Origin of the sequence: Labrys sp. KB_33_2 (assembly GCF_052114505.1) — a bacterium.
Lineage (GTDB): Bacteria > Pseudomonadota > Alphaproteobacteria > Rhizobiales > Labraceae > Labrys.
Genome location: NZ_JBFREW010000004.1, coordinates 377,440 through 403,562, shown reverse-complemented (window position 1 = coordinate 403,562; position 26,123 = coordinate 377,440). Strand labels below are relative to the sequence as shown.

General features: G+C 64.1%; 25 protein-coding genes. 9 read left to right on the top strand and 16 right to left on the bottom strand.

Annotated features, from left to right (window positions below; genetic code table 11):
* Positions 1-32: 32 nt before the first annotated feature.
* On the bottom strand, positions 33-1,490 hold the full coding sequence (locus tag AB4037_RS10245) for a DHA2 family efflux MFS transporter permease subunit (protein WP_434954886.1): 1,458 nt from the start codon (positions 1,488-1,490) through the stop codon (positions 33-35).
* Between the two features lie 379 nt (positions 1,491-1,869).
* Here AB4037_RS10245 and AB4037_RS10240 point away from each other — a divergent pair, with 379 nt between their 5' ends.
* From AB4037_RS10240 to AB4037_RS10230, 3 genes are all read left to right on the top strand, one after another.
* Entirely contained in the window at positions 1,870-2,076 is a 207-nt protein-coding gene (locus AB4037_RS10240; RefSeq protein WP_434954887.1) for a hypothetical protein, read from the top strand.
* 375 nt (positions 2,077-2,451) lie between these two features.
* Entirely contained in the window at positions 2,452-2,988 is a 537-nt protein-coding gene (locus tag AB4037_RS10235) for an HNH endonuclease (RefSeq protein WP_434954888.1), read from the top strand.
* 106 nt (positions 2,989-3,094) lie between these two features.
* On the top strand, positions 3,095-3,820 hold the full coding sequence (locus AB4037_RS10230) for a haloacid dehalogenase type II (protein ID WP_441771434.1): 726 nt from the start codon (positions 3,095-3,097) through the stop codon (positions 3,818-3,820).
* A 9-nt stretch (positions 3,821-3,829) separates the two neighbouring features.
* Here the strand turns inward: AB4037_RS10230 and AB4037_RS10225 are convergent, their stop codons facing one another.
* Positions 3,830-4,867, bottom strand: a complete 1,038-nt coding sequence (locus AB4037_RS10225; protein WP_441771433.1) for an aldo/keto reductase — start codon at positions 4,865-4,867, stop codon at positions 3,830-3,832.
* 91 nt (positions 4,868-4,958) lie between these two features.
* A complete protein-coding gene (locus tag AB4037_RS10220) occupies positions 4,959-5,843 on the bottom strand; it encodes a LysR family transcriptional regulator ArgP (protein WP_441771432.1) in 885 nt (294 codons plus the stop codon).
* A gap of 113 nt (positions 5,844-5,956) precedes the next feature.
* On the opposite strand from AB4037_RS10220, the gene AB4037_RS10215 reads away from it, so the two are divergent.
* Positions 5,957-6,556 carry a LysE/ArgO family amino acid transporter gene (locus AB4037_RS10215; protein ID WP_441771431.1) on the top strand — a complete coding sequence of 200 codons (600 nt, stop codon included), beginning with the start codon at positions 5,957-5,959 and terminating at the stop codon, positions 6,554-6,556.
* Positions 6,557-6,590: 34 nt separating this feature from the next.
* Here the strand turns inward: AB4037_RS10215 and AB4037_RS10210 are convergent, their stop codons facing one another.
* From AB4037_RS10210 to gloB, 11 genes are all read right to left on the bottom strand, one after another.
* Positions 6,591-7,271, bottom strand: a complete 681-nt coding sequence (locus tag AB4037_RS10210; protein ID WP_441771430.1) for a response regulator — start codon at positions 7,269-7,271, stop codon at positions 6,591-6,593.
* Between the two features lie 117 nt (positions 7,272-7,388).
* Positions 7,389-10,058 carry a DUF4118 domain-containing protein gene (locus AB4037_RS10205; RefSeq protein ID WP_441771429.1) on the bottom strand — a complete coding sequence of 890 codons (2,670 nt, stop codon included), beginning with the start codon at positions 10,056-10,058 and terminating at the stop codon, positions 7,389-7,391.
* A gap of 99 nt (positions 10,059-10,157) precedes the next feature.
* Positions 10,158-10,763 (bottom strand): potassium-transporting ATPase subunit KdpC, encoded by a 606-nt coding sequence (gene kdpC, locus AB4037_RS10200; protein WP_441771428.1) that lies wholly within the window; start codon positions 10,761-10,763, stop codon positions 10,158-10,160.
* Between the two features lie 152 nt (positions 10,764-10,915).
* Positions 10,916-12,967 carry a potassium-transporting ATPase subunit KdpB gene (kdpB, locus tag AB4037_RS10195; RefSeq protein ID WP_434954896.1) on the bottom strand — a complete coding sequence of 684 codons (2,052 nt, stop codon included), beginning with the start codon at positions 12,965-12,967 and terminating at the stop codon, positions 10,916-10,918.
* A gap of 12 nt (positions 12,968-12,979) precedes the next feature.
* Positions 12,980-14,689 carry a potassium-transporting ATPase subunit KdpA gene (gene kdpA / locus AB4037_RS10190; protein ID WP_441771427.1) on the bottom strand — a complete coding sequence of 570 codons (1,710 nt, stop codon included), beginning with the start codon at positions 14,687-14,689 and terminating at the stop codon, positions 12,980-12,982.
* Between the two features lie 198 nt (positions 14,690-14,887).
* Complete coding sequence (gene kdpF / locus AB4037_RS10185; protein ID WP_195826137.1) at positions 14,888-14,986, bottom strand: K(+)-transporting ATPase subunit F; 99 nt, start codon at positions 14,984-14,986, stop codon at positions 14,888-14,890.
* A complete protein-coding gene (locus AB4037_RS10180) occupies positions 14,983-15,108 on the bottom strand; it encodes a hypothetical protein (protein ID WP_434954898.1) in 126 nt (41 codons plus the stop codon). Before AB4037_RS10180 ends, kdpF begins: the two co-directional genes overlap by 4 nt.
* Positions 15,109-15,376: 268 nt before the next feature.
* On the bottom strand, positions 15,377-15,778 hold the full coding sequence (locus tag AB4037_RS10175) for a PIN domain-containing protein (protein ID WP_441771426.1): 402 nt from the start codon (positions 15,776-15,778) through the stop codon (positions 15,377-15,379).
* Positions 15,779-15,783: 5 nt separating this feature from the next.
* Positions 15,784-16,014: an AbrB/MazE/SpoVT family DNA-binding domain-containing protein gene (locus AB4037_RS10170; protein WP_434954900.1), complete on the bottom strand. Its 231-nt coding sequence runs from the start codon at positions 16,012-16,014 to the stop codon at positions 15,784-15,786.
* Between the two features lie 68 nt (positions 16,015-16,082).
* A complete protein-coding gene (locus tag AB4037_RS10165; RefSeq protein ID WP_434954901.1) occupies positions 16,083-16,511 on the bottom strand; it encodes a cupin domain-containing protein in 429 nt (142 codons plus the stop codon).
* A gap of 87 nt (positions 16,512-16,598) precedes the next feature.
* Positions 16,599-17,366: a hydroxyacylglutathione hydrolase gene (gene gloB / locus AB4037_RS10160; RefSeq protein WP_434954902.1), complete on the bottom strand. Its 768-nt coding sequence runs from the start codon at positions 17,364-17,366 to the stop codon at positions 16,599-16,601.
* Between the two features lie 114 nt (positions 17,367-17,480).
* Between gloB and AB4037_RS10155 the strand changes: the two genes are divergently transcribed.
* Complete coding sequence (locus AB4037_RS10155) at positions 17,481-18,968, top strand: HAL/PAL/TAL family ammonia-lyase (RefSeq protein WP_441771425.1); 1,488 nt, start codon at positions 17,481-17,483, stop codon at positions 18,966-18,968.
* Between the two features lie 163 nt (positions 18,969-19,131).
* Complete coding sequence (locus AB4037_RS10150; RefSeq protein ID WP_441771424.1) at positions 19,132-19,986, top strand: amidohydrolase family protein; 855 nt, start codon at positions 19,132-19,134, stop codon at positions 19,984-19,986.
* A gap of 10 nt (positions 19,987-19,996) precedes the next feature.
* On the opposite strand, the gene AB4037_RS10145 is transcribed toward AB4037_RS10150, so the two are convergent.
* Positions 19,997-21,451 (bottom strand): M48 family metalloprotease, encoded by a 1,455-nt coding sequence (locus AB4037_RS10145; protein ID WP_434954905.1) that lies wholly within the window; start codon positions 21,449-21,451, stop codon positions 19,997-19,999.
* 22 nt (positions 21,452-21,473) lie between these two features.
* A complete protein-coding gene (locus AB4037_RS10140) occupies positions 21,474-22,118 on the bottom strand; it encodes a thermonuclease family protein (RefSeq protein WP_441771423.1) in 645 nt (214 codons plus the stop codon).
* Between the two features lie 255 nt (positions 22,119-22,373).
* Between AB4037_RS10140 and AB4037_RS10135 the strand changes: the two genes are divergently transcribed.
* The 3 genes from AB4037_RS10135 (at position 22,374) to AB4037_RS10125 (ending at position 26,000) form a co-directional block, all read left to right on the top strand.
* Complete coding sequence (locus AB4037_RS10135) at positions 22,374-22,712, top strand: P-II family nitrogen regulator (protein ID WP_434954907.1); 339 nt, start codon at positions 22,374-22,376, stop codon at positions 22,710-22,712.
* Between the two features lie 49 nt (positions 22,713-22,761).
* The gene (locus AB4037_RS10130) at positions 22,762-24,075 is read left to right on the top strand and encodes an ammonium transporter (RefSeq protein WP_441771422.1); all 1,314 of its coding nucleotides are present in this window, start codon (positions 22,762-22,764) and stop codon (positions 24,073-24,075) included.
* 350 nt (positions 24,076-24,425) lie between these two features.
* On the top strand, positions 24,426-26,000 hold the full coding sequence (locus tag AB4037_RS10125) for an ABC transporter substrate-binding protein (protein WP_434954909.1): 1,575 nt from the start codon (positions 24,426-24,428) through the stop codon (positions 25,998-26,000).
* Positions 26,001-26,123 lie beyond the last annotated feature (123 nt).

Genomic DNA, 26,123 nt, shown 5'->3' with positions numbered 1-26,123 from the left:
CCCGGTGGCCTGAGGACCGGCCGTCGTAGCGCTCAGGTCGCCTGCTCTGCCTCGTGCCGATTGCGATGGCCGCTCATCGATGCCCCGGCATTATGCGGCAGCTTGGCGCTCACCGGCGAAGCCAACAGTGAAATAGCGGTGACGAACAGGAACGCCATCGAGAAATCGGTCAACGTGGCGTGTTCGTGCCCCAGCACCAGCTTGGAGCCGGTCAGAGCGAGGGCGCCGGCGCAGATGCCGAAGGACAGCATCAACTGCTGGAAGGTGGTGTAGAAGCTGTTGGCCGATGATGTGCGGGTTGGCGGAATGTCATCGTAGCAGACGGTGTTGTAGGCGGTGAACTGCAGCGACATCGAGAAGCCGCAGACCAGCAGCACGGCGAAGATGGCCCAATGCGGCCAGTCGGGACGGAACAGGGCGCAGGCCGCATAGAGCAGGCTGGAAAACAGGCTGTTCCAGATCAACGTGGTGCGAAAGCCGAACCGCTTGAGGATCGGCTTGGCTGCCGCCTTCATCAGCATGGAGCCGCAGGCGGTGGCGAAGGTAAGCAGGCCACTCTCCACTGCCGACATGCCGAAGCCGATCTGCATCATCAGCGGCAACAGGAAGGGCTGGGCGCCTTGCGTGATGCGCGAGAGCGAGCCGGCGACCAGCGAGACGCGGAAGGTGCGCACCCGCATCAGCGTCAGATCAAGGATCGGGGCGAAGTCGCGTGGTTTGCGGGCATGGACGATGTAAACAGCGCCGCTGACGACGCCGATCACCAGCAGTGCGATGGCGAGCGGCGCTTCCTCGGCGCTGCCGCGGCTGGTCATTTCAAAGCCGAACAGCAGGCAGGCGAGCGAAACACCCGAGAGCACGAAGCCTTTCATGTCGAAGGGCTCGCGCTTGTCCTCCTTCATGTTGGGAATGAAGATCTGGGTCAGCACCAGCCCGAGCAGGCCGATCGGGATGTTGATGTAGAAGATCCAGCGCCAGTCGAGGAAGGTGACGATGAAGCCGCCGACTGGCGGGCCGAGGATCGGGCCGATCAGCGCCGGCACCAGCAGCCAGCCCATGGCGGAGACGAGGTCCGATTTGTCGACGGTACGCAGCAGCACCAGACGGCCGACCGGCACCATCATCGCGCCGCCCGCGCCCTGCAGCAGCCGCGCGGCGACGAGGACGGGCAGGGTCGGTGCCCAGGCGCACAGGATCGAGCCGAGCATGAACACGGCGATGGCGATGGAAAATACGCTGCGGGCACCATAGCGGTCGGCGATCTTGCCGCTGGCGGGGATCAGCACTGCCAGGCTGAGCAGATAGGACGTCAGCGCGATGCTCATATGGGCCGGCGAGACGTCGAAGGAGTTTGCCATGGTGGGCAGGGCGGTCGCCAGGATGGTGGCGTCGAGCTGTTCCATAAACATGGCGCTGGCAATGATCAGCGCGGTGGTTCTGAAATTGGGCCGTGCCATTCGAGGCATCAGGCCGGCGGTCACTTCGGACATGGGAGCAGGCAATTCATGACAAGGCCCGTCCCAAAGGGCGGGCCAAAATTGTGGCCGACTCGACGCCGGTCATGACGCTTGGATATTTATAGGCAGGCTTTTGTTCCGACGAAATGGCAAAAGTAGGGAGAGACAACATATAGTTTCGCATAGCTGAATCGCGCTGCGCGAAACACAAGCCACATCGCAGGCGGAAGGAGCCGATGCCGCGAATCCTCCAGATCTTATCTGCATGTATAAGATATTATCTGATTGGATCAGGCTCATCGGAAAAGAGCCGAATTCTCTCGAAATTTTTGCTGTTTTCGCGAGTGATTGGTGCTTTCGCGCTTGATTTTTGTCGTTTTCGGGCGGCATAAGCCTAGTCATGGAGAAGGGGATGGGCCCCTTCCTTCAAGAACCGGACATGCCGTTGCCGACCAGTTTCAACATCTTTGCGTTTGCGGATGACGCCTCCCAATTGCCGGCCCTGGTGCCGAGCATGGGCATGCCTATCTGCAGCTTGGGCAAAGGTGGCGGCAGCGAATTGTCGAATACGAACCGTATGATCGTCGCCCGACTGGCGCTGGATCACACGAGAATCTGAACCGGCGGCAGGGCAGTCCCCTCCGCCTTGATGGCAGGAGGGTATGTACGCGCGCGGCACACTCCAAACAATCCGAAGCAAGCGGCATGTGCGCATGCCCGGGCATGCGTGCATGCCTGTCCACGCAGAGTTTCCCAGCGCGGCCCTCAATAGGCCTCGCCGGGAAACTCTGCAGATGCTCGTATCGCGCAGAGCTGCGTGCACATCATTCTACTGTCATCATTCCGTCTTTTCGTTGCCGGACAACTGTCCAGCTAGACCAGCCAACGGGGCTGGCCGGGAGTCAGACAGCGAAAACCAGCCGCCGGCCGGATAACCGGTCATCCATTCCTCAAACCAGTGCCCAATCCCCGGAGTTCGAGCGTTGAGGTAGTCATGTCGTCCCACCCCGCTTTGATTTTAAATGCCGATTTCAGACCCTTGCGGTATTTCCCGCTCTCGCTGCTGTCGTGGCAGGATGCGCTGCGGGCCGTTTTTCTCGACCGCGTGAGCGTGGTGGCGGAATATGATGCCGTGGTGCGCAGCCCGTCGACGACGATGCGCCTGCCCTCGGTCGTTGCCCTGCGCGACTACCAGAAGGTGGAGCGCATGGTGCCGTTCACCCGCTTCAACCTGTTCCTGCGCGATGGCTTCACCTGCCAATATTGCGGCGATGGCTTCCAGGCGCGCGATTTGCAGTTCGAGCATGTGGTTCCCCGCTCCAAGGGCGGCGCGACCTCGTGGGAGAACATCGTGGCGGCCTGCGGCGACTGCAACGCCCGCAAGGCGGATCGCATGGACATGAAGCCCCTGCGCAAGCCGGCGAGGCCTTCGCCCTGGGAACTCCTGGAGACGAGCCGGCATTATCCGCACAACTATCTGCATGAAAGCTGGGTCGACTATCTCTACTGGGACAGCGAACTGGTTTCGTGAGGATTGGTGGACCGGAGGAGGGCGGTGGCGACACCGCCCTTTTCGCGTCACGGTGGCAGGGGCCTTGCGGCGCGGGGGGCGATCGCAAGGCCGAGAGGAGGAAAGGATGCCGAAACTTACCGATTTCAAGGTCTTGACCTTCGATTGCTACGGCACGCTGATCGACTGGGAAACCGGGATCTGGAACGCGCTTCAGCCACTGCTCAGCGCCAGCGGTCGCGCGATCGGCCGCGAGGAGGCGCTAACCGCCTTTGCCCGCCGCGAGACCGAGCAGGAACTCGAAACGCCATCGCTGCTCTATTCGACCCTGCTTGCCGTCACCCATGCGCGGCTGGCGCAGGACTGGGGCATCGCCGTCCATGCCGACCTGCATGAGCGCTTCGGCGCTTCCGTGCCGGACTGGCCGGCCTTTCCGGATTCGCGTGAGGCGCTCGCCTATCTCAAGCGGCACTACCGGCTGGCCGTACTCTCCAATGTCGACCGTCGCAGCTTCGCCGCCAGCAACACCAAGCTCGGTGGCCTCTTCGATGCGGTCTACACCGCCGAGGATGTCGGCTCCTACAAGCCGGATCCGTGTAATTTCAGCTATCTGCTCGAGCATTTGTCGCTGCAGTTCAGCCTCGAACCGGCCGATGTACTGCATACGGCCCAGAGCTTGCACCACGATCACGTCCCGGCATCGCGGATCGGCCTGGCCCGGGCCTGGATCGACCGCCGCGCCGGCAAGCACGGCGGTGCCACTTTGGTGGTCGAGGGCGTGCCGGAGCCCGATTTTCACTTCCACAGCCTCGGCGCATTGGCAGAGGCACATCGCAAGGCGCATTCAGGCTGAAGGCGCCTTTCAGGGCGCCCTCGCATCGATCAAGCCCTGTTGGCGCAGATCGCTCCAGAAGGCGTCGGGGATGGCGACGCCGAGCAGGCTGACATTCTCGCGTGCCTGTTCGGGCGTGACGGCGCCCGAGATCACGCTCGCCACGATGGGATGGCGCAGCACGAACTGGAAGGCCGCCGCCTTGAGCGGCACGTTGTGGGCGGCGCAGACGGCCTCGATCTTGCGCACCTTCTCGATGATTTCGGGCGCGGCCGGGGTGTAGCGATAATAGGGCGTGGGCACGCCGGCTCCGGTGGCGAGAATGCCGGAGGCAAAGGGCGAGCCGATCACCACACCGACGCCGCGCTCCTGGCAGAGCGGGAATTCGAGGTCGAGCGGGCCCTGGTCGATCAGCGTATAGGGCATGGCGACCAGGAAGAAATCGAGGTCGAAGCGCTTGAGCATTTCGGGAATGGTGCCGAGCACATTGACGCCGGCACCGATGCCCTGGATCTCGCCGTAATGCTTGAGCATTTCGAGCGCACGCCAGCCCGAGCGCTCCAGATCGAGGAAATGCTGCGCGACGAGGTCGGCCGAGCCGACATGCGGCACGTCGAGGTCATGGATGAGCAGGAGGTCGATGCGGTTGATGCCGAGCCGCATCTGGCTTTGCTCATAGGCACGCATCACGCCGTCATAGGTGTAGTCGAAGCGCTCCTGAAAGGAGAGGCCGCCATACCAGAACGGGCCCTTGTAATTATCGACGTCCTTGGGGCGGTGGAAGGTGCGCCCGATCTTGGTGGAGAGGATGAAATCGGAGCGCGGCCTTTGCCGAAGTGCCTCGCCGAAACGCAATTCGCTGAGGCCGCGGCCGTACCAGGGCGAGGTATCGAAATAGCGGATGCCGGCATCCCAGGCGCCCCTGAAGGTGGCGCGGACTTTCTCCTCGTCGAGATTCTCGAACATGTCCCCCATCGGGCCGCCGCCGAGGCCGACGGGCGTGAGCATGACGGAGGTCTTGCCGAGCCGGCGCGGCGCGACATTGCCGGGCATGATGGGGAGTTGCATGGGTTCCGTCCCTGGGATTTTGAAGATGGATTCTGATTTGTCCGACAATGGTAGTGGCAAACGCCGTCCTGTCCAGAGGGGGACGGCACAATCACCCTTGCTCAAGCCATGTCCGCGCCGTGCGCAGGATCGAGGCGGTGATGTCCTGGAGGCCTTTTTCGACGGCCCGGCTCCAGTGCCAGTAGAGCGGTACCATCAGCCGCGAACCTGGATGCATCGCGACGAGAGATCCCTGCTCGAGATGGGCCTTTACCAGCGATAGCGGGTTCATGCCCCAGCCGAGCCCGGCCAGGGCGCCGTCGACAAAGGCGCCGGAGGAGGGGATCCAATGGCTGGGCCGGCTGATAGGCCGGCCGAAAGTCTCGACCAGCCAGCGGTCCTGCAGCGCGTCCTTGGTGTTGAAGGTGAGGCAAGGGGCGTGCCGCACCGCTTCCTCGTCGAGACCGTCGGGGAACCAGCGGCGCATGAAGGCGGGGCTGGCGGTGGCGACATAGGTCTGCATGCCCAAGGCGCGGCTGCTACAGCCCTGTACGGGCCCCGGAGCGATGCCCACCGCCGCGCTGACTTCGCCGCGCCGCAGCCATTCGGCCGTGTTGCTTTCATCGTCGAGCACGAGATCGAACAGGCGCCCCTCCAACCCGGACAATGCGGGGAGGAACCAGGTCGCCAGGCTGTCGGCATTGACGGCGATGCGCACGGTGGGAGCCGGGCCGGATGGCACCAGGCCGCCGAGCTCGCTGCGCAGGCTATGCTCCATCAGGCCGACTTCCTCTGCATGGCGGCAGAGGTGTTTGCCGGCTGGCGTCGCCGTGCAGGGCTGCCCCCTGACGATCAGGCCGGTGCCGAGGCGTTCCTCCAGCAACTTCACGCGCTGGGAGATCGCCGAGGGCGTCACGCCAATTTCCTGCGCGGCTTTGTCGAAGGAACCGCTGCGCACCACGGCAGCCACGGCTTCCAGCAGGGCATAGTCCAGCATGGATTAATTTTCCTAATCCAATGGTAGATTATTTAAATTTTTTAATCCCGCCAGGATGTGTAGTCAAACCCTGCTCCGGCGACGACACCGGCGCATGCTCTGAAGGGGAGACCATGACCAACGCGCTCATATCCGGATTCCTGCTCGGCCTCAGCCTGATCGTGGCGATCGGTGCGCAGAACGCCTTCGTGCTGCGGCAGGGCCTGCGACGCGAGCATGTGTTCTGGGTCAGCCTCACCTGTGCCTTGTCGGATGCCGTGCTGATCAGCGCCGGGGTGGCCGGTTTCGGCGCGGTCGGCGTGGCCGTGCCCTGGATCGAGCCGGTGATGCGCTATGGCGGGGCCGCTTTCCTGGCGCTCTATGGCCTGCGAAGCTTTCGCTCCGCCCTTGCCGATCATGGCGGGCTCGATCCGGCCGAGGGCGCCGGACTGGGTTTGGGGCGGGCCCTCATGACCTGCCTCGCCTTCACCTGGCTCAACCCGCATGTCTATCTCGACACGGTGGTCCTGCTCGGATCGATTTCCACGCAATATCCGAATGCCAAGACCGCCTTCGGCCTCGGCGCGGTCTGCGCCTCCTTCCTGTTTTTCTTCTCGCTCGGTTATGGCGCCCGCCTGCTGCGCCCGCTCTTTGCCCGGCCGGGCGCCTGGCGGGTGCTGGACGGGCTGATCGGCATGACCATGTGCGGATTGGCGCTGAAGTTGGTGATGTGAGGATGCAGGCCGGACTTCAGACCGGCCTGCATCCTCATTCCTCGTCCTTCAACCGGTAGCCGATGCCGGGCTCCGTCTGGATGATGCGGGGATTGGCGGGATCGCGTTCGATCTTGGTCCTGAGCTGGCCGATGAAGACGCGCAGATAATGCAGGTCCTCGACATGCGCCGGGCCCCACACCGAGGTCAGCAATTGGCGATGGGTGACGACGCGGCCGGCATGGCGCGCCAGCATGGCGAGCAGGTCATATTCCTTGGGCGTGACGCGAACGGCCTCGCCGTCGCGGCTCACCAGCCGTTTCAGCGTGTCGATGACGAGGCCGTCGCTCTCGAAGCGGGTGGCGTTGCCCTCGTCATGGGCCCGATGGCGCAGGGCCGTGCGGATGCGGGCGATCAATTCGCCGATACCGAAGGGCTTTTCGACATAGTCGTCGGCGCCGAGATCGAGAGCGGCGATCTTCTCGGTCTCGCGGTCGCGGGCCGACAGCACGATGACAGGCACTTTCGACCACTCGCGTACCCTGGTGATGATGTCCTTGCCGTCCATGTCGGGCAGGCCGAGATCGAGGATGACGAGATCCGGCGCGGCGGTGGCGATCAGGCGCATGGCGTCGGCGCCGTTGACGGCCGGCGTCACCTCATAGCCGGCGGCGATCAACGCCGGTTTGAGGAAACGCTGGATCTGCGGCTCGTCGTCGACAACCAGAATGTGCATAAGACGGGAAACTCTTGGTGTGCCGGTCTTTAGAGCTCCATCAAGTGATGGAACGAGACCGGCATGGCAGCGGAGAATGCCGGTCTGAAGACCGGCACACCGGAAAGGTACACGCCATCATGCCCCGACCGGCAGGCGAATGACAATGCGGGTGCCGCGTTTGCGCACGGCCGGACTTTCGGCGGTGATGGTGCCACCCATGGCTTCGATGAAGCCGCGGCTGATCGAGAGGCCGAGACCCGTGCCCGGCGCGCGGCCGTCGACCTTGCCCCGCCGATAGAACTTGTCGAAGATCTTCTCCAGGTCGTCAGGCGGAATGCCCTTGCCCTGATCGGTGATGGTAACAACCACCTCGGCATCCTCGCGTCGGGCGAACACGGCGGTCGAGGAATCCTCCCCGCCATATTTGTGGGCGTTGTCGAGCAGGTTGAACAGCACCTGGCCGAGCAGGGCCTGGTCGCCGCGCACGGGCGGCAGGTCGGTCGCCAGGCTGGTCTCGATCAGGCGGGTTGGGAAAGCTTTGCGGGCGCGATCCACCGCGGCTCGGACGACATCGGCCACGTCGATGAAATCGCGCCGTGCATTGAGGGCGCCCGCTTCGAGGCGACTCATGTCGAGGAGATTGGCGACGAAGCGGCTGAGCCGGGCCGCCTCTTCCTCGATGGAAGCAAGCAGATCGTCGCGGCTTTCCTCGCTCATCTTGGTGCCGAGCTGGCGCAGCGTGGTGACGGCACCGGTGATGGAGGCCAGTGGTGTACGCAAATCGTGCGAGAGGGAGGAGAGCAGGGCGCTGCGAAGCTTCTCGCTTTCCTCGAGGGCGGCGGTACGCACATTCTCTTTGGCGAGCTTTGCCCTGTCGATGGCGATGGCGGTCTGGTCGAGAATGGCAACGAGAATGCGCTCCTCGGCCGGCGAGAGCGGTTCAGCTCCTTCGAGCTGGGCCAGGCCGAGCACGCCGACGGCCCCGTTCGGGGTGAGGATCGGCCTGAATTCGAAGGCGATGTTGGGCAGGGTACCCGTGCCCCGGCCGGCAATTTCCCTCTTCTCGAACGCCCAGCGCAGCGCCGTCATGTCGGTGGTATCGAGGCTGATGTCCGGCGGCCAGGCGGCGGCGACGCTGAGCTCGTCGTCCTGCGGCACGGCGATGACGACGCGTCCGTGCAGCGTCGCCTGGGCATGGGCGACGGCGGCCCAGAGCACATCGTCCAGGCTGGTAATGCCCGAGAGTTTACGGGAGAACTCGTAGAGCGACATGATGTTGGCGGCGCGCCGCCCTTCGCCCTCCGCCCGCTCGCGTACTCGCCCGGCGAGGTCGCCCGCCACCACGGCCACGATCAGGAACACCGCGAGGGCGAAGACTTCGTGCGGCTCGGCGATGGTGAAGTTGTAGAGGGGTGGGATGAAGAAGAAATTATAGGCGAAGAAGGACAGGACCGCCGCGGTGATGGCGCTCCAGCGCCCGACCGTGAGGGCGCTGGCGAGCACCGCCATGAGGAACAGCATCGAGGCATTGGGCAGATAAACGAAATGCCTGAGGCCGATACCGATGCCGACGGCTGCCGCAACGCAGGCCGCCGCCATGGCGAGCCCGGCCAGCGAGGGCTGCAGGGCAATCCGGCGCCACCATCGTCGCGCCGGCGGGGCTTCGGCCATGGTGTTGGTGATAATGGTGACGTTGATCTCTTCGGAGCGGTGCAGGAGGTCGTCGGCCAAAGAGCGCCCGGTCAGGCGCTGCCACCAGCTCGACTTGCCGCTGCCCAGCACGATCTGCGTGACGTTTTCGGCCCTGGCCAGCCTGAGAATCTCACCGACATAATCGTGGCCGTTGAGCCGCCGCACCTCCGCGCCCAGGCGCTCGGCAAGGCGTAGATTGGCCTCGAGCTGGGCAAGCGCCTCCCCACCGGCCTCCTGTCCCGGGCGCTCGACCGTAACGGCCAGCCAATCGGCGTTCAGCCCGGTGGCCAGGCGCCCGGCCGCCCGTACGACCTGCTGGGAAAAATTGTCGGAGCCGATGCAGACGATCAGCCTGTCTGCCGTCTCCCATGGGCCTTCGATGGCATTCTGGCGCAGATAGGCCAGCATCTGGTCGTCGACGCGTTCCGTGGTCCGCCGCAGGGCAAGCTCGCGCAGGGCGGTGAGGTTGCCGGGCTTGAAGAAGCCGTCGGCGGCGCGCTTGGCGTTATCGGGCAGATAGACCTTGCCGTCCTCCAGGCGCTGGATCAGTTCGGTGGGCGTGATGTCGACGACGATGACCTCGTCCGCCTTCTTGATCACGCTGTCGGGGACGCTTTCGCGCACCGTCACCCCCGTGAGGCGCGAGACGACGTCGGTGAGGCTTTCCAGATGCTGAATGTTGAGCGCCGTCCACACGTCGATACCGGCACCTATCAGTTCCTCAACGTCCTGGTAACGCTTGGGATGGCGGCTGTCCGGCGCGTTGGTATGGGCAAGTTCGTCGACGATGATCAGGCGCGGCCTGCGGGCGAGCGCGCCATCGATGTCGAACTCCTCGAGCTGGCGGCCGCGATAGTCGACCGTCCGCCGTGCCATGATCTCGAGCCCATCCGTCAGGGCGGCCGTCTCGCTGCGGCCATGCGTTTCGACGATGCCGACGACGACGTCGATGCCCGCTTCCTTCTCCCGCCGCGCCCGCGACAGCATGGCGTAGGTCTTGCCGACACCCGGTGCCGCGCCGAGAAAGACGGTGAGGCGGCCGCGACCTTCCCGTCCCGCCAGGGTCAGCAGGGCATTGGGATCGGGACGTTTGTCGGAGGCAGCGCTTGGCATGGGGCCTCAAATGCGATGTGCCGGTCTTCTAAGCTCCATCGAGAGATGGAGCGGGACCGGCACGATTCGATGCTTCACCAGTGGAAGACCAGCACAACATCACTTCAGCTTGATTGCATCAAGCGCAAGGTTCAGGGCGAGAACATTGACGCGCGGCTCACCGATCACGCCAAAGAGCCGGCCTGACGTCTGGGCATCGACCAATGCTTTCACGTCTGCTTCCGGCAGGTTGCGAGCCTTGGCAACCCGCGGGATCTGCAGCACGGCATCGGCTGGCGAGACATCGGGGTCGAGGCCGGATCCCGAGGTCGTCACCGCGTCGGCAGGAATGGCGCCGGTCACGCCCTGCTTGCGCAGGTCCTCGACCGAGGCTGCCACGCGATCGGCCAGCGCCTTGGAGGTCGGGCCGAGATTGGAGCCGGTCGAACCGCTGGCGTTGTAGGGCTGAGACACGGTCTTGCTGGAATCATTGGGATCGGTGCCGGAGGTTGCCGAGGGGCGGCCCTGGAAATAGCGTTCCGACGTGAAGTTCTGGCCGATCAGGGACGAGCCGATCACCGTGTTGTTGCTGGCGATCAGGCTGCCATTGGCCTGGCCGGGCAAGGCGACCTGGGCGATGCCGGTGACGAGCAGCGGATAGACGATGCCCAGCAGCAGGGTGAACAGGGCCATCATCACGATGGCGGGGCGAATATGGGTCAACATGGGCTTGCTCCCTTGGAGCGCGAAAACGGGATTGCCTCGGAAGGCGGGAGCCCTCCCCGTGGGGAGGGGCAGTGTATGGGCCTGGGATCGGTGCTGGCCGGACAGAGCGAGCCAGCGGGCCACGCTCCATCCGTTCCTCATGCGCATCGCCGTCACACCAGATGCAGGGCGGCGACGACCAGGTCGATCAGCTTGATGCCGACGAACGGCACCAGCAGTCCGCCGAGGCCGTAGACCAGGAGGTTGCGCCTAAGCAGCGCGGCAGCGCCGACCGGCCTGTAGGAGACGCCTTTGAGGGCCAGCGGGATCAGGGCGACGATGATCAGGGCATTGAAGATCACAGCCGAGAGGATGGCCGACTGGGGCGAAGCCAGGTTCATGACGTTCAGCGTACCGAGCTCGGGATAGGTCGCGATGAACAAGGCCGGGATGATGGCGAAATATTTGGCGACGTCGTTGGCGATCGAGAAGGTGGTGAGCGAGCCACGCGTCATCAGCAATTGCTTGCCGATGCCGACGATCTCGATCAGCTTGGTGGGGCTGGAGTCGAGGTCGACCATGTTGCCCGCTTCGCGTGCCGCCTGAGTGCCGGTCTGCATGGCGACGCCGACATCGGCCTGGGCTAGCGCCGGCGCGTCATTGGTGCCGTCGCCGCACATGGCGATCAGGCGGCCGCCCGTCTGCTCCTTGCGGATATAGGCGAGCTTCTCCTCGGGCGTCGCCTCGGCCAGGAAGTCGTCGACACCGGCCTCGGAGGCGATCGCGGCGGCGGTGATCGGGTTGTCGCCCGTCACCATGACGGTGCGGATGCCCATCGAACGCAGCTCGGCGAAGCGCTCCTTGATGCCGGGCTTCACCACGTCCTTGAGGTGAACGACACCGAGGACGCGGCTGCCGTCCGTGACGCCGAGGGGGGTGCCACCCGTGCGGGCTACCTTTTCCACCGCCTGCCGGAAGGCTGATGGTGCCGCCTCCAGCGTGGTGCCGGCGAACTTCACGATGGCATCGACCGCGCCCTTGCGGATGGAGCGTCCGTCGATGTCGATGCCCGACAGGCGGGTCTGGGCGGCGAAGGCGATGGTGGTGATTGCCTTGCAGGTCAGGTCCGGCTGAGTCAGGCCATATTCGCCCTGGGCGAGCGCGATGATGGAACGGCCCTCGGGCGTCTCGTCGGCGAGGCTGGCCAGGAGCACGGCCTCGGCTAGATCCTGTTCGCTGACGCCCGGCACCGGCAGGAACTCGGTCGCCATGCGGTTACCGAAGGTGATGGTGCCTGTCTTGTCGAGCAGCAGGGTGTCGACGTCGCCGGCGGCCTCGACCGCGCGACCGGAGGTCGCCACCACGTTGAAGCGGATCAGGCGGTCCATACCGGCGATACCGATGGCCGAAAGCAGGCCGCCGATGGTGGTGGGGATGAGGGTGACCAACAGCGCCACCAGCACTGTGATGGAGAGCAGCGTGCCGGAGTAGCCGGCAAGGCCCCAGAGCGTGACCACGGCGATCAGGAAGATCAGCGTCATGCCCGACAGCAGGATCGACAGGGCGATCTCGTTGGGGGTCTTCTGGCGCTCGGCGCCCTCGACCAGCGCGATCATGCGATCGATGAAGGAGGAGCCGGGCTGGGTGGTGATGCGCACCTTGATCCAGTCCGACAGCACCTGCGTGCCGCCGGTGACGGCGGAGCGGTCGCCGCCGGATTCGCGGATCACCGGGGCGGATTCGCCGGTGATGGCGCTTTCGTTCACCGACGCGACGCCCTCGATCACCTCGCCGTCGCCGGGGATGAGATCACCGGCTTCGACGATGACGATGTCGCCAACCACGAGCTTGGTGGCGTCGATCACCTGGAAGTTTCCCAAGGCGGCCGCGGCCGAAGGCATGCGCTTGGCCTTGAGGTCGGACTTGGTGCGCTTGAGGCTCTCGGCCTGCGCCTTGCCGCGCCCTTCAGCCACGGCTTCGGCGAAGGTGGCGAACAGCACGGTAAACCACAGCCAGGCGGCGATCTGGGCACTGAAGCCGACGCCGGCCCCGGTGAAGGCGTCACGCAGGCTGAGCACGGTGACCAGGGCGGCCACGACCTCGGTGACGAAGATCACCGGATTGCGGACGAGCAGCCTGGGATCGAGCTTGACGAAGGCATCCTTGATCGCCGGCAGCAGGATGGCCGCGTCGAACATGGAGGGGGAAGTGGGTTTGGAAGACATGACAGCCGTTCCTTAGAAAGTTTTGCCGGCGAGCATGACGAAGTGCTCGACGATCGGCCCCAGCGCGAGCGCCGGGAAGAATTGCAGGCCGCCGACGATCAGGATGACGCCGACCAGCAGGCCGACGAACAGCGGCGTGTGGGTCGGGAACGTACCGGCCGAGGCAGGCACCTTGGTCTTGGCGGCCAGGGAGCCTGCAATCGCCATCACCGGCACGACATAGGCAAAGCGTCCCAGCAGCATGGCGATGCCGAGCGTGGCGTTGAACCAGGGCGTATTGGCCGAGAGGCTGCCGAAGGCCGAACCGTTATTGGCAGTCGTCGAAGTGTAGGCGTAGAGCAGTTCAGAGAGGCCGTGCGGGCCGGCATTGCCGAGCTGCGACAGGGCGAAGGGCGCCATGGCCGAGATCGCAGTGAAGCCGAGGATCGCGGTGGGCAGGATCAGGATCGCCATCACGGCGAATTTCATCTCGCGCGACTCGATCTTCTTGCCGAGGAACTCCGGCGTGCGGCCGACCATCAGGCCGGCGATGAACACGCTGAGGATGGCAAAGACGATCATGCCATAGAGGCCCGAGCCGACGCCGCCAGGCAGGATTTCGCCGAGCTGCATCAGAAACATCGGGATGAGGCCACCGAGCGGGGTCAGCGAGGAATGCATGGCGTTGACGGCGCCACAGGAAACGCCGGTGGTGACGGCGACGAAGACGGCGGTCATGGCCTGGCCGAAGCGGATCTCCTTGCCTTCCATGTTGCCGAGGGCCCCGTCGAGGCCGAGATGCGCCAGGATCGGATTGCCCGCCGTTTCAGACCAGTAGACCACGGCGGCGCCGGCGATCAGGATGACAGCCATGGCAGACAGCAGGGCCCAGCCCTGGCGGCGCACCCCAACCATCTGGCCAAAGGTGTAGGTCAGAGCCGCGGCGATGGCGAGCATCGAGAAGATCGACAGGTAGTTGGCGAGAGCCGTCGGGTTCTCGAAGGGATGGGCCGAGTTGGCATTGAAGAAGCCGCCACCATTGGTACCGAGCTGCTTGATCGCTTCCTGGCTCGCCATCGGTCCCATGGCAATGGTCTGCTTGGCGCCTTCCAGCGTGGTGACATCGACACTGGCCTGCAGGGTCTGCGGGATGCCCATGGCGACGAAGGCAAGCGCCACGATGATGGCGATGGGCAGCAGCACATAGAGCGTGGAGCGGGTGAGATCGACCCAGAAATTGCCGAGCGTGGCCGCGCTCGAACGTGCAAAGGCCCGGGTAAGGGCGATGGCAAGTGCGATGCCGGTGGCGGCCGAGACGAAATTGTGCACGGTGAGCCCAGCCATCTGGCTGAAATGGCTCATGGTGCTTTCGCCGGCATAGTTCTGCCAGTTGGTGTTGGTGACGAAGCTGATTGCCGTATTGAAGGACAGATCCGGCGGCAGATTGTCGAAACCCTGCGGGTTGAGCGGCAGATAGGCCTGCAGCCGGAAGATCGCGTAGAGCGAGGCGAAGCCTGCCATGCTGAAAAACAACATGGCGAGCGTATAGGCGAGCCAACCTTGCTCCCGGGCGGGATCGATGCCGGAAAGTTTGTAGAAACCCTTCTCGATGGGCGCCAGGACGGGCGAGAGGAAGGTTCTCTCACCGGTGAAGACACGGGCCATATAGGCACCCAGTGGCTTCACCGCTATGAGCACCAGGGCGAACAGAAGGATGATCTGAAGCCATCCGTTCAGGGACATGGAAATTCTCCAAAAGAGCACGGGCCCCGCCAATTCTCTCGCGAGAACGGTTTCTCTCGAGAGAGCGGCGTGGGGCCCGGAAAAGAGGGGACGAGCAGGGAGCGGGGCCGTTTCCCGATGAGCCGGCCCCGCTCCCGTCACGCGCCATCGCGCCGGCGCGGGGGCGGCCGGCGAAGAAAGGCGGTGAAGCCGTAAAACTCAGAAGCGTTCGGGGCGCACTAGCGTGAACACGAGATAGGCGCCGAGCAGGACGGCCACGAGGAGGCCAAGGAGGGGATCGAACATGATGCGCCTCACAGCCTGTCGAGGACGCGGGCATAAAGGACCATCAGGAACAGGCCACCAAGCCCCAGCGCCACATAGGCAAGATCTAGCATGACAAAACTCCAACCCGATTGGGCATGGGTCTGGTTTGCCACCAAAGCGCGTCAGGGTTCGATTCCGATTATCGGGCCCCGGCATAAGGAAAGTGTAAGGATGGGCCGGGTCGTCGCCGGGGCTGGAGCAGGGCTAACACTTCCCAGTTGCGTTGGCATAAGAGAGCGCCGGATATACGGAGTGTCAGCCTCACAGCTCCATCAGGTGATGGAGCAGGGCTGACATCCTTTGCCGGCAAGCGCTTTTTTCAAGATGTCATCCAGGAGGCTGACACTCCAAACTCCTTCGAAGGAAAACACAACGATCGTGCTAAGGCAGAAATGGATTGACGATCCGCAGGCGCCCGTCGATGAACAGGCCGTTCTGCATGTCCCCGGACCACAGCCTGTCGCAGTTGCTCGTCAGGGCTGCCGCGACGATCATGGCATCGTAGACGGAGAGCTTGTAGCGTTCGGCTAGGTCGATCCCGGTCCCATGGATCTCGACGGTGTTGGGCACCACCTGCAATAGGCTGCGCAAAGGCGACAGGAACTGCCGCGTTTCCTGCCATGACATGGCGAGTTTGCAGCGGGTCACATTGGCGATTTCGTTCAGGACCTGAACGCTGATCGTGCCGCCCGCGAGGAGGAGCTTTTCTGCCCGATCCGCCTTGCTCGTATCCGACGAGGCCAGGTAGAGCAGGATATTCGTGTCGAAGAAATCACCGGGCATCGGCGCTATCGCGCATTTGCTTCATCACGGTCGAAGGTGAAATCCGCAGGCAGCCTTCCGCGAAACGCCCGCAACCGGCGCAGCAACTCTTCGCGACCAGGCTTGCGGGCGATTTCCAACCGACGCTCTTCGGCGATATGGACTTCGATCTCGTCGCCCTCTTTCAACTGGAGAGCCTCGACCACGACGGCGGGGATGCGAACAGCCAGGCTATTGCCCCATTTAGCGACCTGCATGAATATGGCTCCGGATATACATGCTGTAATATGTATAGGGTCTGGTCGCCCGTCAACCTCGTCCCAAGCTATCGCGTGCCCGGCGCCCAGTCCGGCGGGGCCAGCTCGAAGCCTTCGAAGCGGAAGCCTGGGGCAACCGTGCAGCCGACCAGGGTCCAGTCGCCGAGGCTACGGGCCGCCTGCCACACGCCCGTCGGCACCACGCCTTGTGGCCGCTGGCCGGCGTCGAAGTCGGTGCCGAGAATCAGGCGCTCGGTGGTCGCACCATCGGCCGAGAGGTCGAGGGCCAGCGGCGCGCCGGCATGGAAATGCCAGATCTCGGCGGCGTCGACCCGATGCCAATGCGAACGCTCGCCCGCCTGGAGCAGGTAGTAGATCGCGGTCGAAGCCGGCCTGTCGCCGTGGAGAGTGCCGTCGGAGAAGGTGCTGACATAATGGCCGCCTTCGGGATGGGGCTGCATGTCGAGGAGGGCGATGATCTCGGCGGCGGTCGTCATGGTCATTCCGGTTGTTTTGCGAGGATATCGTGCCCGAGCGCTCCCGCCGGTCGCGACAGGAGTATCCCGGTGCGTTCTTTTGCCCGATCAGAACCGGTTCTTGCGCTCGCGCAATTCGGTGAACACGGCGACAGGATCTGATCCCGCCAGCCCGATCGCCTCGGCAACGCCGGGATCGTCGGCACGCAGGAAGGGGTTTTCGCGCTTCTCGGCGCCAAGAAGGACTGGCAGGGTGAAGCGGTGGGCACCACGCTGCGCCTCGACCTCGGCGGCGCGCCTGGCAAGCGCCTGGTTGGCGGGATCGACCGTGAGGGCGAAGCGCGCATTGGCCAGCGTGTATTCATGTCCGCAATAGAGCTGCGTATCATCGGGCAGGGCCCGCAATTTGAGCAGCGAGCGCCACATGTCCGCCGGCGTGCCCTCGAACAGCCGGCCGCAGCCGAGCGAGAACAGGGTGTCGGCGGCAAACAACAGCTTCTCCTGCCTGAACCAATAGGCGATATGGCCGACTGTGTGGCCGGGCGTGTCGATGATCTCGGCCACGAGGGAACCGACAGCGACGGTATCGCCTTCCCCGACCATCTCGTCGACGGCCGGGATGCGGTGGGCATCGGCCTTGGCCGCCACCACCCGGCAGCCATAGGACGTCTTCAACGCCTCGATGCCCTCGACGTGATCGGCATGATGATGGGTGACCAGGATGTCGGTCAGCCGCCAGCCTCGCCGTTCGAGGGCCGCTTCGATCGCTTCGGCCTCCGGCGCGTCGATGGCCGCGGTGCGTCCGGTCGCCTCGTCGTGGAGCAGTACGCCGAAATTGTCGCTCCGGCACAAGAACAATTCGATCAGCGCGCTCATTCTCACCCTCGCAGCATGCACATTTCCTTGGAGATGCGACTCCTTCTATGCGATTGGCGATGTTAGGTCACGCAAACGATGGCGCGGACCGATGGTGATGAAGGAGCCCAAGGAATGTCCGGCGAACCCGTGGTGATCGGCGATGCGCCTCTGACCATCGATGCGCTGACGGCCGTTGCCCGTGAGCGCCGCCCGGTCGTCCTTTCATCCTCTGCCCGCGAGCGCATCTGCGCGGCGCGCTCGGTGATCGAGCAAGCCATCGCCGAGAACAAACCGGTCTACGGCCTGACCACCGGGCTCGGCGCCGGCGTCGACACCCGGCTCTCGGCCGACGATCTCGCCGCTTTCCAACGACGTGTCGCTTTTGCCCGCGCGGTCGGCGTGGGTGACGAAATGCCGGTCGCCGAGGTCCGGGCTATGATGGCGGCGCGTATTGCCGGCATGAGTGTTGGCCAGACCGGCGTGTCGCTCGCCGTCGTCGAGGCCCTGGCTGCTGCCCTGAATGCGGGCTTTCATCCCATCGTGCCGTCCATCGGCTCGATCGGGGCGGCCGACCTCGCTCCGCTCGCCCATATGGCCCTGGCGCTGCTCGGTGAAAGCGAGGCCGAATATCGCGGCGAACGCCTGGCCGGCGCCGAGGCGCTGCGGCGGGCCGGGCTGCAGCCGGTGCCGATCGGGCCGAAGGATGGGCATGCCCTCGTGGTGGCCAATGCCGCTTCCACCGGGCGCGGCGCCCTGGTGCTCGCGGAGGCGCGCCTGGCGCTCGATACGCTCGACCGCGCCGCCGCGCTGTCGATGGAAGCCTTCGGCGCCAATATCACGCCTCTGGCGGAAGCAGTGAATACAGCCCGTCCAGCTCCCGGGCAAATCGAGGCGGCCCGGACGATCTATGCCCTGCTGGCCGGCGGCCCACTCGGCGACAACAAGGCGAGCCGGCGGGTTCAGGACCCGCTTTCCTTCCGCTGCGTCGCCCCGGTGCATGGCGCCGCGCGCACCGCCTTTGCTGAGGCGGAGGCGATGGTGCTGCTCGAACTCAACCATTCCGGCGACAACCCGGTCATCGTCGAGGGGCAACTGGTCTCCAACGGCAATTTCGACATGACCGGCTTCACCCTGCGTTTCGAGGCGCTGTCGCAGGCGCTCTCTCATGTGGCGACGATCTCGGCCCAGCGGGCCCTGAAGCTGATGTCGCCCGTCTATTCCGACCAGCCGCGCTTCCTTACCCCGATGGGCCAGAGCCGCACCGGCTTCGCCACGCTGCAGAAAGCCATTGGTGCCCTGGAGGGCGAGATCCGGGCTCGAGCCCAGCCGGCGACCCTGGCCTTGCTGCACGCCGCCGACGGCGTCGAGGATCATGCCGCCAATGCGCCGGCCGCGGTGACCAAGCTCGGCGAAAGCGCGGCGCGGGTGCTGGTGCTGGCGGCCTGCGAGATGATGGTTGCGGCCCAGAGCATCGACTTGCGCGGCGCGGTCGCGCTGGGCGAGGGCACCGCACATATCCGCGATTTCGTGCGCGCCCATGTCGAGCGTCTGGAGGAGGATCGCCCGAGCGGCCCGGACGTCTCCCGCTTGGCGGAGGCGATCCGGACGCGGGGCTGGTGAGAACGCAGTTCGCCTGCTGGTTGACCGCTCAATTGTCAGGCAATAGCATTGGCTCAACCAAAAAGATCAACGCCGTCGGGAGCAAAAGCGCGTTTAAGCGCAAACGCGCTTTTGCGGTTCTTGGTGATTCCACCAAATCGCAAAACGCCATAGGCCCAATATCATGCTCGACTACCCCATCATCGATAGCCACGTTCATCTGCTCGACCCGGCGCGCCTGGGCTATGCCTGGACGCAGGGTATCACCGGTCTGCGGCCGAAGGCAGTGCCGGCGGATGTGTTCGCTGCCGCCAAACCGGTCGAGATCGAGCGTTTCGTCTTCGTGGAAGTCGATGTCGATGCCGGTCAGCATCTCGACGAAGCCGCCTGGGTGACGGAACTTGCGGCAGCCGAACCGCGTCTCGGCGGCATGGTCGCGAGCCTGCCGCTCGAGCGGGGCGCCGCCGTCGAGCGGGACCTCGAACGCCTGCGCGAGCACAAGCCCCTGCGAGGCATCCGGCGGCTGATCCAGGGCCAGTCCGATCCGGAATTCTGCCTGCAGCCCGATTTCCTGGCCGGCCTGAAGCTGTTGGCCCGCCACGACCTGTCCTTCGACATCTGCATTTTGTATCATCAACTGCCGAGCGTGATCCGCATGGTGCAGCAATGCCCGGATGTTCGTTTCGTACTCGACCATATCGGCAAGCCGGCCATCAAGGCAGGCGAGATGGAGCCCTGGCGCGCCGATTTGAAGCGGCTCGCAGCGCTGCCCAACGTCTATTGCAAGATTTCCGGCGTATGCACGGAGGCCGATCACCGCACCTGGACCCGCCAGGAGATCACGCCCTATGTCGAGCATGCCCTGGAGAGTTTCGGTTTCGACCGCGTGATGTTCGGCTCGGATTGGCATGTGCTGGAACTGGCGGGGACCTATCCAGACTGGGTGCATGTCGTCGACGAGATCGTGCATGACTGCTCGCCGTCGGAGCGGCGCAAGCTGTTCAGGGACAATGCGGCGGCGTTCTATCGACTCGGGTGAGGGGCTGCGGCTACTGCGTGACGACCTTGACCCGATCACCCGGCCTGACCGGGCTGGTTTCGTCGAAGCCGTTCAGCACGAGGAAGCGTTCCAACTGGTCCTGGGGGTCGGCCATGCGGGCTGCCAGGGATTGCAGCGTATCGCCCGAGCGCACGGTGACGATGTCGATATGCTCGGGGCGCACATTGCGCTGCTCTTCAGGTGTCATGCGCCGGAAGCTGTTGGCCGTTTCCTGGAACAGCGCATCGGTCGTGGCATTGAGATCGCGTGCTGCCAGGATCAGGCGATAGACGTCGCTGCCGAAGCGGATGGCATAGAGGCGGAAGCTCCAGTCCTGGCCGCGGGCGAGGGCTGTCGCCGCCTCGTTGCCGTTGATGCGCAGGGTGGAGACCGAGGCGGTATCGACACCGCTGATCCAGCCAGAGGCGAGATAATCGGACAGCGACTGGCCATCCTTGGTCTTCACCGTATCGAGGCGCAGCGCCCGGCCATTGCCGTCAATGCCGAGAATGGCTTGCGGCGTGTTGTCGAGGGTGAAATTGGGCGGGGAGGTGAAGGTGAAGGCCAGGCGCGGCTGCCAGAAGATGCGGCCCTGCACATAGCCCTGTGCAGGATCCTCGCCATAAGTGAGCCCGTCGATCACCGACAGATAGCGGAACTTGTCATGCTCGCCCGAACCAGGCGCGCCATATTGGGCAGCCTCGGTGTTGGCCTTGGCGATGCGTTCAGGCGTGGAGGGATGGGTCGACAGGAAGTCCGGCGTGGCCTGGCGCGAACGCGCCTCCACCTGCCGGCGCATCGAGGTCAGGAAGCGCGCGGCGCCATAGGGGTCGAAGCCGGCCTTGGCGATGGTGCGGATGCCGATCTCGTCAGCGTTCAATTCCTGCTGGCGCGAGAAGCTCGCCAGACTGTTCTGGCTTGAGGAAACCAGGCCGGGATTGTGCACCATGCTCGCCACCTTGGAGACGACCACGGACTGGCGCTCGCGATCGGCACGTGCTGCGGCATGGCGTGCGGAGACATGCGCCATCTCATGGGCGACCACCGCGGCGATTTCGGCATCGTCATTGGCGAGCGCCAGCAGGCCGCGCGTCACATAAAGCCGGCCGGAGGGCAAAGCGAAAGCGTTGATCGACGAGGCGTTCAGCACCGTCAGCTTGTAGGGAATGTCGGGCCGGTCCGACTGGGCGGCAAGACGCTGGACGAGATCGTCGAGATAGCGCTCCAGGGCGGCATTGCGATAGGCCCCACCATAAGAGGCGAGAACGCGGGCGCTTTCGCGGTCTTCCGCATTGGGAGGAGCAATGACGCGAGGGGCCTCGGCGGGGAGGGCCGCCGGCATGGCGCGCGCAAGCTCGCCCGACTGGTCGTTGTCGCCCACGGTGGCGCAAGAAGACAGGCCGAGCGCGACCGCCAGGGCGCAAACCCGCCACCAGTTCGGTTGTCTTGTCGCGCCCCCCAGCATCTCGCTCAGCTCTCCACTCCTTTCACGGCGACACCGGCGCGACCTGTTCGATCGCCGCCGGCTCGGTAATTTCGATGCGAGGCCCGTCGCGCATCGTCACGACACCGCGGGCCCTGACATAGCTGCCCTCAAGGGCAGCAGCGCTGAGACCGGTTGCCTCGAAACGTGGCCATTGTTTGGCGGGGATCGCCAAAGTCACGTCTTCGCGCCAGATTTTGCCGAAATCGATCCACACGGTCGTCTTCGTCACTCCAACATGCAGCACGCGTCCCGCCACGATGGCGAAGCCATCGGCGTGGCGGGCAACGGCCTCAGGAGTCGCCGCATCGGCGACTGCATAGCCCGGTTCAGCCCAGAGGCCAAGCCGAGCCCGACGGGCATTGTCTTCCGCAGTCATTAATTCTGTGTAACACACCTCTTCCCCAACGGAAGGCCGAATGCGCGCCAATCCACGAGCCGCGAGATCGGCCGCCAGGTCGCGCCCCTCCAGATAGAGCGCTCCGCGCAGGGCGCCGTGCCTGTCGGGCGTCGCCGAAGCCACCAGAGTGGCAGTGCCGTTGGTGAGATCGGGCAGGCGCAGCGAGGCCAGATCCACGCCCGCAAGCCTGATCTTGCGGCCGTCCGCGAGCAGGAGATGACCCTCGTCGCTTTTGCCGGCAATCGTCACATTCTCGCCCGCTTCCGCCGGGACTGAGCACGGATCCGCCAACGCCGTATGCACATTGCTTGAAAATATCGCAACGACGGCCATTGTGCCCAAAATTTGTGCATGCCTTGGCAAGCGAGTGGTCCTCACATGGCAGGAGGGTAATTTTTGTCGTGATTTTTCATGATGTTAGCATGGCGTTTCGCAGTTGGCACGCGGCTTGAAAGAGCATGTCCGACCGCCAAATCGCAAAACGCTTTAAGGGGATAGAACAGCATGAAAATAGTGATGGCCATCATCAAGCCGTTCAAGCTCGAGGAGGTGCGCGATGCCCTCACGGGTCTGGGCGTGCACGGCCTGACCGTGACCGAGGTGAAGGGATATGGCCGCCAGAAGGGGCATACCGAGATCTATCGCGGCGCCGAATATGCGGTGAGCTTCCTGCCCAAGCTGAAGATCGAGGTGGCGGTGCCGAGCGATCTCGTCGCCAAGGTGATCGATGCGATCTCGGCAGCCGCCAAGACCGGCCAGATCGGCGACGGCAAGATTTTCGTCACGCCGATCGAAACCGCGGTGCGCATCCGCACCGGCGAGCGCGACGGCGACGCGCTCTAGGTCCCCTCTGCCGATGCCCTCGACTTCCATGAGACAGGATGCTTTCCCGATGACTTCCCTTCGTTCCCTCAAACTTGCGGTGTCGGCCTTGCTCGGCGCCGGGCTGCTGGCAGGCCCCGCTCTCGCCCAGACCGCAACGCCGCCGCCCACGCTGAATTCCGGTGACACCGCCTGGATGCTGGTGTCCTGCGCGCTGGTGCTGATGATGATCGCGCCGGGCCTCGGCCTGTTCTACGGCGGCCTGGTGCGCGCCAAGAACATGCTCTCCATTCTCATGCAGGTGCTGATCGTCGCCTCGGTGGTGATGGTGATCTGGGTCTTCTACGGCTACACCCTCGCCTTCAGCGACGGTGGCCCGCTCTTTGGCGGCTTTTCCAAGGCCTTCCTCGCCGGCATCACCAAGGACACGCTGAGCGGCACCATTCCCGAATATGTGTTCGTGTGCTTCCAGATGACCTTCGCTGCGATCACGCCGGCCCTCATCGTCGGCGCTTTCGCCGAACGCATGAAGTTCTCGGCCGTGGTGCTGTTCTGCCTGCTCTGGGTCACCTTCATCTACATCCCGGTCGCCCATTCGGTGTGGCAGTCGACGGGCTGGCTGTTCAAGCTGGGCGCGTTCGATTTCGCCGGCGGTACCGTCGTGCACATCAATGCGGGCGTCGCCGGCCTGGTGGGCTGCCTGATGATCGGCAAGCGCACTGGCTTCGGCAAGGAGCAGATGCCGCCCCATTCGCTCACCCTGTCCTGGGTCGGCGCCGGCATGCTGTGGGTCGGCTGGTTCGGCTTCAATGCCGGCTCGGCGCTTTCGGCCGGTGCCAGCGCGGGCCTTGCCATGATGACGACCTTCGTCGCTACGGCCGGGGCGATCCTCGGTTGGTCGCTGATCGAGTGGCTCACCCATGGCAAGCCCTCGATGCTGGGTGCGATCTCGGGTGCGGTTGCTGGTCTGGTGGCGGTGACGCCTGCCGCCGGTTTCGTCGGCCCTGCCGGCGCCATCGCGCTCGGCTTCATCGCCGGTATCGTCTGCTTCTTCTTCGTGACGACCGTGAAGAATGCCTTCGGCTATGACGACAGCCTCGACGTCTTCGGCGTGCATGGCATCGGCGGTATTCTCGGTGCCCTCGGCACCGGCGTACTGGCGTCGCCCTCCCTGGGCGGTGTCGGCTATGCGGACGGCGTGACCATGGCCAGCCAGCTTTGGGTCCAGCTCGAGGCGGTCGCCTTCACCATCGTGATGACGGGCGTCGGTTCGGCGATCCTGTTCAAGATCATCGATCTCGTCGTCGGGCTGCGTGTCGACCGTCAGACCGAGGCCGAAGGCCTCGATATCGTCGAACATGGTGAACGCGCCTATCACAGCTGATCCCAACGGCATGCAACAGATCCGAACCCCGGCCTATGGCCGGGGTTTTCGGTTATCGGGGCGGATGGGCCTGATATCGTCTGTAATTGCTTGCTTCGTGGGGGATCTCTTTTGGCCGGAAACGATGAAAATCAGGCCTGCTCGTTGAAAATTCGGGCTTTACCTGACGTTCAAATCTGCAAATCTGGCGTGATCTAAGCTTGACGAAAATGAAGGAACGTCGCGCTGCTGTCATTTGATGTCGTTTGTAGGTCTCTTGCACAGCGGCTTGCAGGACACGATAGTGGGCAGGTCGAACGCTCGGGCAACGAGCGCAAATTCCATACAGGCGAGCCGCAGGGAACATTGACATGACGGGTAAGAACTTCACGCAGCAAGGGTCGGGCCTGATCCTTGATCGTCGCGAATTGATGAAGAGTGCGGCTGCGCTCGGCTTGAGCCTCGGCGCCTTGGGTGCGCTCGGCGGCCCGGCCCTGGCGGCCGACACCCCCAAGAAGGGGGGCACCTTGAAGCTGGGCATGGAGGGCGGTTCCGCCTCCGACAGTCTCGACCCTCGCACCTATGCCGATTCCGTGCCGATCTCCTACGGCTACCAGATCTGCAACGGTTTCGTCGAAATCGGCGAGGACGGTCTGCCCAAGGGCGAATTGTTCGAGAGCTGGGAATACAAGCCCGGCGCCAAGGAATGGATCTTCAACATCCGCAAGGACGTCACGTTCCACAATGGCAAGACGCTCGATGCCGATGACGCGATCTATTCGATCAACCTGCATCGCGGCGATACCAAGTCTGCCGCCAAGGATCTGCTGAGTTCGATCACCGACGTCAAGAAGCTCAGTGCCAACCAGGTCCAGATCACCCTGTCCGAGGGCAATCTCGATCTGCCCTACAATCTCTCCGATTACCACGTCCTGTGCGTGCCCAATGGCTACACCGACTTCTCCAAGCTGATTGGCACGGGCGCCTACAAGCTCGAAGTGTTCGAGCCCGGCGTGCGCGTCGTGACCAAGAACACCGGCAATTACTGGAAGCCGGGACGCGGCAATTTCGATGGCATCGAGCTGCAATATATCCAGGACCAGGCGTCCCGCCTGCAGGCCATGATTTCGGGCCAGGTCGATGCCATCAACCGTCTCGATGCCAAGACCATGGATATCGTGACCTCTTCGCCTGACGTGAGTGTGGTACAGAGCAAGGGTACCGGCAACCGATTCGCCTTCGTGGCGCTGTGCGACACCGATCCTTATACCAACGCCGATCTGCGCTGGGCGCTCAAATACGGCATGGACCGCAAGAAGATCGTCGACACAGTCTACCAGGGTTACGCCACCATCGGCAACGACACCACGATCAGCCCGTCACACAAATACTACGCGAAGGACGTGCCGCAGACGCCCTACGATCCGGAGAAAGCCGCCTTTCACTACAAGAAGGCCGGTAGTCCCAAGATGGAGCTCAAGGTCTCGGAAGGCGCCTATAACGGCGCGACGGACGCTGGCTTGCTCTATCAGGAGGCCATTAAGCAGGCGGGTATCGATCTGACGGTCACCCGTGTCTCGGGCGACGGCTACTGGTCGAACATCTGGCTGAAGGATCCCTTCTGCGCCGTCTATTGGGGCGGACGTCCCAACATCGATCTGCAATTGTCCCAGACCTTCCTGTCCACCGCCAATTGGAACGACACCCACTGGAAGCGTCCTGAATTCGACAAGCTCCTGATCTCCGCCCGCGTCGAGAGCGACGAAGCCAAGCGCGCTCAGATCTATGCCGATTGCCAGAAGATGATCCACGACGATGGCGGCATGGTCTGTTACGCGGTCGGCGACTATCTCGACGCCTACTCCAAGAAGATCATGGGGACGGCCCCGCATCCACGCTACGACATGTGCGACCAGCGCGTCGCCGAAAAGGGTTGGTTCGCCTGAGAACTCTGGAGCAAGGGGCGTTTGGCGACAACGCCGCTTTGCCCCTGCTCTTTGTTTCGACGCGTTCCTGCGATCCCTGGTGTATCAGCCAGATCGTGGAGCGCTTCGGGGGCGACGCGCGTG

Bases quoted from the DNA above. Each gene is read 5' to 3' on its own strand.
- gloB (WP_434954902.1), bottom strand. From the start codon at position 17,366: ATGAGCGCGCTGATCGAATTGTTCTTGTGCCGGAGCGACAATTTCGGC.
- AB4037_RS10155 (WP_441771425.1), top strand. From the start codon at position 17,481: ATGTCCGGCGAACCCGTGGTGATCGGCGATGCGCCTCTGACCATCGAT.
- kdpA (WP_441771427.1), bottom strand. From the start codon at position 14,689: ATGTCCCTGAACGGATGGCTTCAGATCATCCTTCTGTTCGCCCTGGTG.
- AB4037_RS10205 (WP_441771429.1), bottom strand. From the start codon at position 10,058: ATGCCAAGCGCTGCCTCCGACAAACGTCCCGATCCCAATGCCCTGCTG.
- AB4037_RS10220 (WP_441771432.1), bottom strand. From the start codon at position 5,843: ATGCTGGACTATGCCCTGCTGGAAGCCGTGGCTGCCGTGGTGCGCAGC.
- AB4037_RS10135 (WP_434954907.1), top strand. From the start codon at position 22,374: ATGAAAATAGTGATGGCCATCATCAAGCCGTTCAAGCTCGAGGAGGTG.
- AB4037_RS10215 (WP_441771431.1), top strand. From the start codon at position 5,957: ATGACCAACGCGCTCATATCCGGATTCCTGCTCGGCCTCAGCCTGATC.
- AB4037_RS10240 (WP_434954887.1), top strand. From the start codon at position 1,870: ATGGGCCCCTTCCTTCAAGAACCGGACATGCCGTTGCCGACCAGTTTC.
- AB4037_RS10170 (WP_434954900.1), bottom strand. From the start codon at position 16,014: ATGCAGGTCGCTAAATGGGGCAATAGCCTGGCTGTTCGCATCCCCGCC.
- AB4037_RS10150 (WP_441771424.1), top strand. From the start codon at position 19,132: ATGCTCGACTACCCCATCATCGATAGCCACGTTCATCTGCTCGACCCG.
- AB4037_RS10125 (WP_434954909.1), top strand. From the start codon at position 24,426: ATGACGGGTAAGAACTTCACGCAGCAAGGGTCGGGCCTGATCCTTGAT.
- kdpB (WP_434954896.1), bottom strand. From the start codon at position 12,967: ATGTCTTCCAAACCCACTTCCCCCTCCATGTTCGACGCGGCCATCCTG.
- kdpC (WP_441771428.1), bottom strand. From the start codon at position 10,763: ATGTTGACCCATATTCGCCCCGCCATCGTGATGATGGCCCTGTTCACC.
- AB4037_RS10145 (WP_434954905.1), bottom strand. From the start codon at position 21,451: ATGCTGGGGGGCGCGACAAGACAACCGAACTGGTGGCGGGTTTGCGCC.
- AB4037_RS10210 (WP_441771430.1), bottom strand. From the start codon at position 7,271: ATGCACATTCTGGTTGTCGACGACGAGCCGCAGATCCAGCGTTTCCTC.
- AB4037_RS10245 (WP_434954886.1), bottom strand. From the start codon at position 1,490: ATGTCCGAAGTGACCGCCGGCCTGATGCCTCGAATGGCACGGCCCAAT.
- AB4037_RS10230 (WP_441771434.1), top strand. From the start codon at position 3,095: ATGCCGAAACTTACCGATTTCAAGGTCTTGACCTTCGATTGCTACGGC.
- AB4037_RS10165 (WP_434954901.1), bottom strand. From the start codon at position 16,511: ATGACGACCGCCGCCGAGATCATCGCCCTCCTCGACATGCAGCCCCAT.
- AB4037_RS10130 (WP_441771422.1), top strand. From the start codon at position 22,762: ATGACTTCCCTTCGTTCCCTCAAACTTGCGGTGTCGGCCTTGCTCGGC.
- AB4037_RS10175 (WP_441771426.1), bottom strand. From the start codon at position 15,778: ATGCCCGGTGATTTCTTCGACACGAATATCCTGCTCTACCTGGCCTCG.
- AB4037_RS10225 (WP_441771433.1), bottom strand. From the start codon at position 4,867: ATGCAACTCCCCATCATGCCCGGCAATGTCGCGCCGCGCCGGCTCGGC.
- AB4037_RS10235 (WP_434954888.1), top strand. From the start codon at position 2,452: ATGTCGTCCCACCCCGCTTTGATTTTAAATGCCGATTTCAGACCCTTG.